Origin of the sequence: Streptomyces sp. Ncost-T10-10d (genome assembly GCF_900091955.1) — a bacterium.
Taxonomy (GTDB): domain Bacteria; phylum Actinomycetota; class Actinomycetes; order Streptomycetales; family Streptomycetaceae; genus Streptomyces.
This window is the reverse complement of record NZ_FMDF01000128.1, coordinates 1-8113: the sequence shown is the minus strand read 5'-3', so window position 1 is coordinate 8113 and position 8113 is coordinate 1. Positions and strand designations below refer to the sequence as shown.

The following is an 8113-nucleotide window of genomic DNA, read 5'->3' as shown; positions in this document are numbered from 1 at the left end:
CCTGCGACGGCCGGTCCTTCCCGTTGTACAGACCGGCGAGGACGTACGGACGGTCCAGATGCCCGTGCTCGAATCCCACCAGGACCTCGTCCCCGATCTCGGGGATGAACGCTTCGCCGCCGCTCGTCCCGCCCGACTGCGCCGTACGCGCCCAGTCGCTCGCGTACTCGTCCGACAGCCATGGAAACCGCACCTTGACCCGGCCCGAGCCCTCCGGATCGTGGGTGTCCGTGACCGTCCCGCTGACCAGCCCCACGCAGCGCGACCCACCGCCTGCCCCCGCCCCGGACCCGCCCGGCCCCGGTCCTCCGCCGGTCAGCCCGAACAGCGAACGCTCCTGCTGCCCGGAGACCGTCAGCCATGTCTCGTACCCGCGCACCGGGTCGAAGACATGCCGCGACGACGTGACCGTGTACCGCCCCTCGAAAGGCGCCCCCACGGCGTTGAGCGCCACCGCGCTGCCCGCCCGCACCTCCGGGTTCCCCCGGATCACCGCCTCCAGCTCCGCGAACGATCCGGCGATCCGCTCCGCCAGGGCCTTCGCCGCCTGGTCCACCTGGGCCTGCGCCCCGTACGCCGTGTCCGTGACCACGAAGCGCGCCTCGCCGAAGGGCGCGGACACCTCGGCCGCGCTCACCCCCAGCTCCAGCGTCGCCGACTTCCCCGCGGGCGCCCGCCCGACGAGCGGCTGCTTGGTCTTGATGTCCCAGCCGCGCACCTCGACCTCGGAGACCTGCTCCGCGGAGGACACCCCGGCGCGGCAGCGCAGCAGATTGCTGCCCATCTCCAGGACCAGCGGATTCCGGTCGGCCCGTGCCGAACCGTCGGGTGCGCCGCTCGCCTCCGCGGGTCTGGTGATGTGCAGCTGTCCGTCGAGTACGTAGGCCTGCGCGCCCGCCTCCTCCGCCAGATCGCGCACGAACTCCCAGTCCGTGACGTTGGGCTGGGCGATGTGTTCGAGTACGGGGCCGGCCACGTCCACCGTCCCCGGCTTCAGCCCGGCGCGCTGGGCCACCTGGGCGCAGATGTCGGCGAGCGTCATGTTCTGGTAGCTGGCCACCCGACGTCCCCGGAACAGCCGGTGCGACTCGTCGAGCCCGCGTACGACGGTGAAGGTGCCGGTCTCGTCGAGCTCCACCTCCAGTGCGGTGACCACCCCTTTCAGCAGCGGCTTCGGTGCCGTGTCCCCACCCGCGCGGGCCAGCAGCCGGGCCTCGCTGCCGATCTTCAGCCCGGTCTGCTCCAGCAGTACCCGGTCAGGGTCGCGGAAGCGCAGGAGGAACAGGTCGGGGAGCGTCCGGCTGTCGTCGACGTACCCCTCGACCAGTGTGTTCACGAACTTGGGCGGCAGCGGCCGGCCGCCGAACTCCACCACCAGCGCCGTCGCGACGCCCGGTTGCGCCATCAGGACCGCCCCCCGTCCCGGGTCTCTTCGAGTCGGTTCAGCTCGTCGAGCGCGGGGAGCAGCAGTTGCTGTCCGGGGGCCAGTCGCATCGGGTCGTCGATCCCGTTCGCCTCCGCGATCACCCGCCAGGCGGCCGGATCGCCGTACTCGCGCTGGGCGAGCGACGGCAGCGAGTCCCCGGCGTCCAGCCGGTGGACCCGCCGGGCCGCGAGGGCGCCCGAGGTCGGGTTCTGCCCCGGGGTGTCGCCGCTGATCTCCTCCATCGTGACCTGGCAGACGGCTCTGATCGGCACACCCGATGTAGTGAACAGGGTGTACTTCGCCTGCACTTGACTGACATAGCCGGGGAACCCGGTCAGTCCGCCCCAGTGGAAGACCACCCACGGCGGTGACGAACGCTGCTGCTGGCGCGTCTCGCTCGTCGGCACACAGCACGCGAAGAGCTGCTCGACCGAGGTCACCACACGGGTGTCCTGGGTGTCGCTGGCGTCGAAGAACATCTCCACGGTGAGCTTGCTGGGCTGCGAGCCCTGATACTCCGGCGGTCCCGAGCTCTTGGCCCCCTTGGCCGGACTCCGCTTCCAGGAGGCGGCCTTGGTCAGGCTCAGCTCCTTGGGGTTGAACTGGAAGTCGATCCGTCCGCACGGACCACCGGGCGTGAGGCCACCGCCGGTCGGCGGCGTCCGCAGTTCCAGATAGGCGTGCTCCAGCTTGGGCCGGGCCGAACCTCCCTTGCCCGCCCTCGCTGCCGACGACGCCCCGGCCGTACCGGCGGCGCTGAACGCGATGGGACCTGCGCCACTCACGACGGTCAGCCCTCCATCACATAGCCGTGATGGGCGATCTCGATCGTCTCCATCGCGACCTTGGGCGATTCCGGGGTGAAGGAGGGGCCGGTCCAGCGGACGGGCACGACCTCCAGCAGCCCCCACTGGGCCACCTTCTGCCCGTCCCCGGTACGCGCCTCGATGTGCGCCGTCTTGCGGCTGAATCCGGTCGTCATGGTGGCGAACCAGCGGGCCACCTTCTCGGTCTCCTTGGTCAGCGGCCTGGACAGCTTCACGTTCGAGTACTTCAGGCGGGTCGGCAGCTGCCACAGATGCCCGTTGTTGCCGCCCTCCTCGCGCGTTTCGAGCACCACTTCGCAGCCCAGCCCGTCACATGTGTTGAACGACCCGAGCTCGATGTCGTCGATCGTGACGACGAAGCAGACGCTGACGGCGGGATCGTTGTCCTGGGCGGTGGCCATGGCACGTACCTCTCAATTCCCTGGGTTGTCGCTGCCGTTCATCAGTGCCGGGTGTTGATGAGAAGACCCGCTCGTTCGCGTTCCAGTCGCAGATCCGCCTTGAAGAGCCTGCTGAGCGGTGTGTACAGGGCGCGTACCAGTTCGTCGGTGACGACGGGGGCACCTCCTGGGGCGGCGCCGCCGTGACCGCCGCTCTGGCCGGGTGGCGGGCCAGGGGCGGAGGCGGTCGCGCCCGGTGCGCCGTGGTCCTCGGCCATGGGCCCGGGTTCCGGTTCCGGTTCGGGCACCTGGGGAGGCTCCGGAGGCGGTGGCTCCGTGGTCTCGGCCTCACGCTGCACGACGGGTGACGAGTACGGCGGTGACGGCGAGCCGAAGACGACACTGCCGTCGGCCATCCGCTGAGCCACCCCCGCGGCCACGGCGACCGAACCGGCCGAGGTGAAGGAGGTCCCGGACGCCGAGGGAGCATGGGCGGCAGACGGTGCGGTACGGCTACCGGAACCCGGCAGTGAACGAGGCACCGGCGGCCCCCCGGCTGCCTGCCGCTGAAGGGCGGCAAGCGGCGGGGAGGGCGCGCCCGTCCCCTGCCCCGGAGCCGTGACGGTACGTTGCAGCGCCGCCGGTACGGACGGTGTCGCCGCCGCCATCGACGGCGCCCCCGCCCCACCGGGCGTCCAGCGCACCGGTACGGCATCGGCCAGGAACACCGGTCCTGCACCTGGCACCGACATCGGTCCCGCACCGGCCGGCGAAGACGGCACCACCCCGTCCCCAGCGGAACGCTGTACGGCCCCCGGCCAGCCACTGCGCCCGTTCTGGAGCGTCACGGGCCGGTCGGCGAGCAGCGGCGCGACCGGAGCGGTGTTCGGGGGCGGCGCCAAGGGAGCCGGCGGCGGCACGGCGGGAGCCCGCTGCACCGCCGGCGTGGGGCCGCCCTGTGGTGTGGAGTCCGACGCGGCGGGGAGCAAGGGAGAGTCGCCGAGCAGCGGCGCGGTGAGCCCCCCGGAGTCGGGCTCCGACTCCGGGGCCACGGGCGCCTGAGCGGCCTCAGGGACCTCACCGCCCCCACCGCTCCCGCCGTCCTCCGCACTCCGGGCAACCGGAATCCCCCCGGGCTCCGCAGCGGGACCTTCAACGGCGGCCTTTCGCTGTGCCGTTGGCGGCAGTGCGGACATGGGCGCGCCAAGACCGGGCGCGCGCGGGGCCGAGCCGGGGGCGGGCGGCATCACCGATCGCTGAACGGGCGGAGCCGGAGCCGGGGACGGATGAGGGTGTGGGTTCGGGTGCGGGTGCGGGTGCGGGTTCGGCGGCGCGGGTTCGGGCGCGGGCTCGGGCGCGGCCGATTCGGATGCCGCTACAAGGGTCTGTTCGCCCACCAGTTGACGCACCGGCACCTCCGCCACGGCCGACGTCATCGCGGGCGCATCCCCCGGAACGACACGCTGCATGGGCACGGCCAGAGGTACGGACAGAGGTACGGACAGAGGTACGGACAGGGGGACGGACCGGGCCCCGACCGGCAGCTCCGCCGAACGCTCCACGGTCCGCTGCACCGGCGACGGACGGTCCACGGTGACCGGGGCGGCCGGGGCGGCGATCCCGTGCACCAGCCCGGTGGGTGCGTCCGGACTGACCAGATGCCCGAGAGGTGTCCCGAGCGAGGCGTCCTGCCGGGTGGTGAGCGACCCCTGGAATCCGGAGGGGTCGATGACCAGATCCTGAGTGCCCAGGGTCCGCTGGATCGGCGACAGTTCGGACAGATCGACCCGTTTACGCGGCGGCGACGGCGGAGCTGCGCCCGCACTGCCCGACTCCGCACCCGTACTCGTCTCCGTACGCCCGCCACCGCGCAGCCAGGACATCAGGCCCATGGATTCTCCCGCCCTCCCTGCGCTCTTCGCTACTGCCCGTTGAGGCGAGCGATCTGTGCGACGAACCTCAGTCGTTCCGGGTGCTCCAGGTCCAGCAGCTCATCGAGCGGCCAGTGGAAGTGGTAGGCGAGGTACGCGACCTCCTCGTAGAGCAGGTCGGCCGCGTACGTCACGATTCCCCCAGGCGGCCACCGGCGAGATTCACCGCGAACTCTTCCTGGCAGCCCGGACAGGTGACGGCGGCGCGGGTGTGTCCCTCGGCGTTGATCCGCCGGTAGAAGTCCTGGAGAAAGGCCAGATCGGAGGCGAAGAGGTCCTCGATGATGCCGGGGTGGATGTCGTCGATCGTGCCGATCCGGTTGACGACCCGGGCGATGAGCACGACCGAGAGGTACGCGGAGTTCTCCCGCACCCGGTCGTCCCGCAGCGGCACGAGTTCGTCGCGCGCGGTCGCGAGCCGCATGACGCCCGTATGGTGCACGACGCCCGCGTCGTCGACGTACCCGCGCGGCAGCTCGAAGGTGAACTCGGTACGGAGTGTCTCCCGTTGGCCGGACCGCTCGCTCCCGCCGGCCGGGAGGTGCGCGTCCGGCCGCTCAGGGGCCTCCGCCGGAGCCGTACGCCGCATCAGTCGAGTTCCATGCTCTCGTAAGTGATTGCGAGCTTCTCCGTCAGGACCGAGGTGTCACCGGCCTTGAGGGTGCCGATCTCCAGCGACTTCGGCCAGGCGTTGATGAGTTTGTAGCGCTTGATGGCGATGCCCTCGTGGTCGTACACGATGACCGCACCGTTGCGGCGGGCAGCGGTCATCCGGCCGAACCGGGAGTCCTTGATCCACCGTTCGAAGCTGTTGTCCTCGGTGAGGCCCCGGGTCACCGTCACCTCACCGGCCTTCGGCCGGCCCGGGAGCTTCTTGATGGCGTAGCGGCCGTCGGCGGTGTTCTGCTTCAGCTCGATGACGTCCTGCTCCATCTTCAGACCGCTGACCTCGGTGATCTGTTTGATGACGACGCTGTCGAATTCGAGGCCGAAGGAGGCCCCGACGGTGCTGTCGAGATCGGGAAGTGGCACAACAGGCTCCTTTACCGCTTATACCGCTTGGGGGACCTCAGGACGGCCGCGCTGCTCGGCCCGGCGCCGGCGGCGTTATTCGTCGACGCCGCCGGTGCCCCCGGTCAGCTGGGAGAGGCGGAAGACGACGAACTCGGCCGGCCTGACCGGTGCCACCCCGATCTCGCAGATGACCTGACCTGCGTCGATGCTCTCCGGCGGGTTGGTCTCACGGTCGCACTTGACGTAGAACGCCTCTTCCGGAGTGAGCCCGAACAGCGCTCCCTTGCGCCACTCGTTGACCAGGAACGCCGAGACCGTGCGCCGGATACGGGCCCACAGTGCGTCGTCGTTCGGTTCGAAGACGACCCACTGCGTACCGGCGAGGATCGACTCCTCCAGGTAGTTGAAGAGACGCCGCACGTTCAGATAGCGCCAGGCCGGGTCCGATGCCAGCGTGCGCGCGCCCCAGACCCGGATGCCGCGTCCGGGGAAGGACCGGATGCAGTTCAGCCCGATCGGGTTGAGCAGATCGTGTTCGCCCTTGGTCAGCTGGGTCTGCAGGGCGACCGCCCCTCGTACGACCTCGTTGGCGGGGGCCTTGTGCACACCGCGCGACTCGTCGTTACGGGCCCAGACCCCGGCGATGTGGCCGCTCGGCGGGACCAACTGCGCGCGCCCCGACGAGGGGTCGGCAACCCGGATCCAGGGGTAGTAGAGCGTGGCGTACTTGGAGTCGAAGTTGGCGCCGCCGGTGCGCCAGGCCCGGATCTGCTGCGGGCTGAGTCCGGGCGGCGGGTCGAGAATGGCGACGCGGTCGCCCATCAGCTCGCAGTGGCTGATCAGCCCCTGCTGCACGGCGACGACCGACTCCAGGTCCAGCAGCCCGCGTTCGTATGCGCTCATCAGGTCCGGCACGGCAATCGTGGTGACCTCTTCGACGGCTTCGAGCCCGCCGAGACCGGTCCTGCGGTCGGCGTCGCCGACGTACACCTCGGGTGTCAGCGCCCCGGCTCCCGGTGACGCGGGCGCTGCGGGGGCCAGGGTCACGGCCTGCGGCTCGGGTTTGGCGGGAGCGGCGCCGCGCCCGGACTCCCGTATCTCGATGAGCTCCGACTTGGCGTTGACCCGGGTGGCGACGTTCTCCTTGCTGCGTTTGGTCGTCACGCTCGGGTACGTCTCCGCGACCTGCCCGTCCCGCTTCACGATCAGCTGGAAGACATCGGAGGGCGGATCGTCTCCCTCCACCTCGGTCACTTCGACGGTGAGCTCACCGGCCACACCGGGGCGGGGCTTCACCGCGTACGGCCCGAGCTGCGTCTCCGACCCGGCGGGCAGCCGTCCGGCGGTCTCGTTGCTCTCGTCCTCGGCCGGGGGCTCGGTGCCGTCACCGATGCGCACCACGTAGCAGACGCCGCCACCGTTGGCGAAGAATCCGTACACGGCAGACGCCAGGTACGTACCGTCGACGAAGTCACCGAACGTGCCGGCGAACTGGCTCCAGTTGGTGATCAGCGTCGGCTCGTCGAACGGACCCTTCTGGGCGAAGCCGACGAAGGCGGCGACCGAGGTGCCCACCCCTTCGATCGGCCGGGACCCGGACTCGATCTCTTCGACGTAGACGCCCGGGGACAGGTACGACGGCATGTGAGTCTCTCCTTGGCCGGGGAACGCCCGCAATTCTTGCGAGAGCGGCGATCACCGGGAACGGACACACGGCCGCCCGGCCGTGCACCGGCAACTGCCCGATCAGGCAACATCCTCGCGCTGTACGTGTCAGCGCGCGCTGCCCCCGGACGCGTCCCCGCACGCTGCGTACGCGATGCACCGCCCCCGCACCCTGGGACGGCGGCAGGGCCATGTGCGTCGAGTGCCGACTGTCCGGGGAAGTGGTGGCCGGGAGGGCAGATGAAGGCGGTTCCGGAGAAGGACCCTGCCTCCGTGTCCGGCCATGGAGGTACCCCCCGTCGCGACGACGTGACAGTCACGCCCGAAGTGTCACGTTCGCAGGCACCCCCACCCCACCGGCCGCCGGGTGACCGCCCCGCCCCGGACTCCCGCAGCCTGCAACGTCTGCAACGCGCGGCGGGCAACAGCGCGGTCTCCCGCCTGGTGGCCCAGCGCTACACGGCCCCCGTGAAACCCTCCCCCGCCCAGGCTCCCGGCTTCCGCAAGGTCAAGGCGGACGTGGCGGCGAAGCGGACGAGGATCGCCGTACACGCCCCGGCCGCCACCGAGTCGAAGTCGGCGCAGGACGCGGCGGTCGCGCCCCCCGACGACAGGGAGGCGCAGGGCAAGGCGGCGAACGCGGAGAAGATGAACGCGGCGAAGCCGGGTGAGTTCAACAAGCAGGCGTTCATCGACGCGGTGAACAAGGCGATCGACGCGCAGGCGCCGAAGAACCTCGACGACGCCGACAAGTTCTCCAAGTCCGGCAAGGCCGACAAGATCAAGGACGAGGTCGACGGGAAGGTCTCGGACGGCAAGGAGTCCTCCGCCAAGGACATCGACACCGCGACCAAGGCCCCGCCCGACACA

8 protein-coding genes and 1 pseudogene are annotated in these 8113 nt (G+C 70.7%); 1 reads left to right on the top strand and 8 read right to left on the bottom strand.

The window, feature by feature from the left end:
- The 8 genes from GA0115254_RS20335 to GA0115254_RS20300 form a co-directional block, all read right to left on the bottom strand.
- On the bottom strand, positions 1-1405 hold a 1405-nt coding region (locus GA0115254_RS20335; protein WP_093896706.1), incomplete at its 3' end, for a VgrG-related protein.
- A complete protein-coding gene (locus GA0115254_RS20330; protein WP_093896705.1) occupies positions 1405-2211 on the bottom strand; it encodes a CIS tube protein in 807 nt (268 codons plus the stop codon). The genes GA0115254_RS20330 and GA0115254_RS20335, both read right to left, overlap by 1 nt.
- A gap of 5 nt (positions 2212-2216) precedes the next feature.
- The gene (locus GA0115254_RS20325) at positions 2217-2654 is read right to left on the bottom strand and encodes a phage tail protein (protein WP_093549687.1); all 438 of its coding nucleotides are present in this window, start codon (positions 2652-2654) and stop codon (positions 2217-2219) included.
- A 41-nt stretch (positions 2655-2695) separates the two neighbouring features.
- Entirely contained in the window at positions 2696-4525 is a 1830-nt protein-coding gene (locus GA0115254_RS20320) for a hypothetical protein (protein WP_093896704.1), read from the bottom strand.
- A gap of 29 nt (positions 4526-4554) precedes the next feature.
- On the bottom strand, positions 4555-4698 hold the full coding sequence (locus GA0115254_RS44605) for a DUF6760 family protein (protein WP_093896703.1): 144 nt from the start codon (positions 4696-4698) through the stop codon (positions 4555-4557).
- Entirely contained in the window at positions 4695-5153 is a 459-nt protein-coding gene (locus GA0115254_RS20310; protein ID WP_093896702.1) for a hypothetical protein, read from the bottom strand. Before GA0115254_RS20310 ends, GA0115254_RS44605 begins: the two co-directional genes overlap by 4 nt.
- A complete protein-coding gene (locus GA0115254_RS20305; RefSeq protein WP_072488539.1) occupies positions 5153-5596 on the bottom strand; it encodes a phage tail protein in 444 nt (147 codons plus the stop codon). The genes GA0115254_RS20310 and GA0115254_RS20305 overlap by 1 nt, the downstream gene beginning before the upstream one ends.
- 75 nt (positions 5597-5671) lie before the next feature.
- Entirely contained in the window at positions 5672-7222 is a 1551-nt protein-coding gene (locus tag GA0115254_RS20300) for a phage tail sheath family protein (RefSeq protein ID WP_093896701.1), read from the bottom strand.
- Positions 7223-7570: 348 nt separating this feature from the next.
- Here GA0115254_RS20300 and GA0115254_RS20295 point away from each other — a divergent pair.
- Positions 7571-8113: pseudogene (locus GA0115254_RS20295) on the top strand (hypothetical protein); the annotation flags it as partial.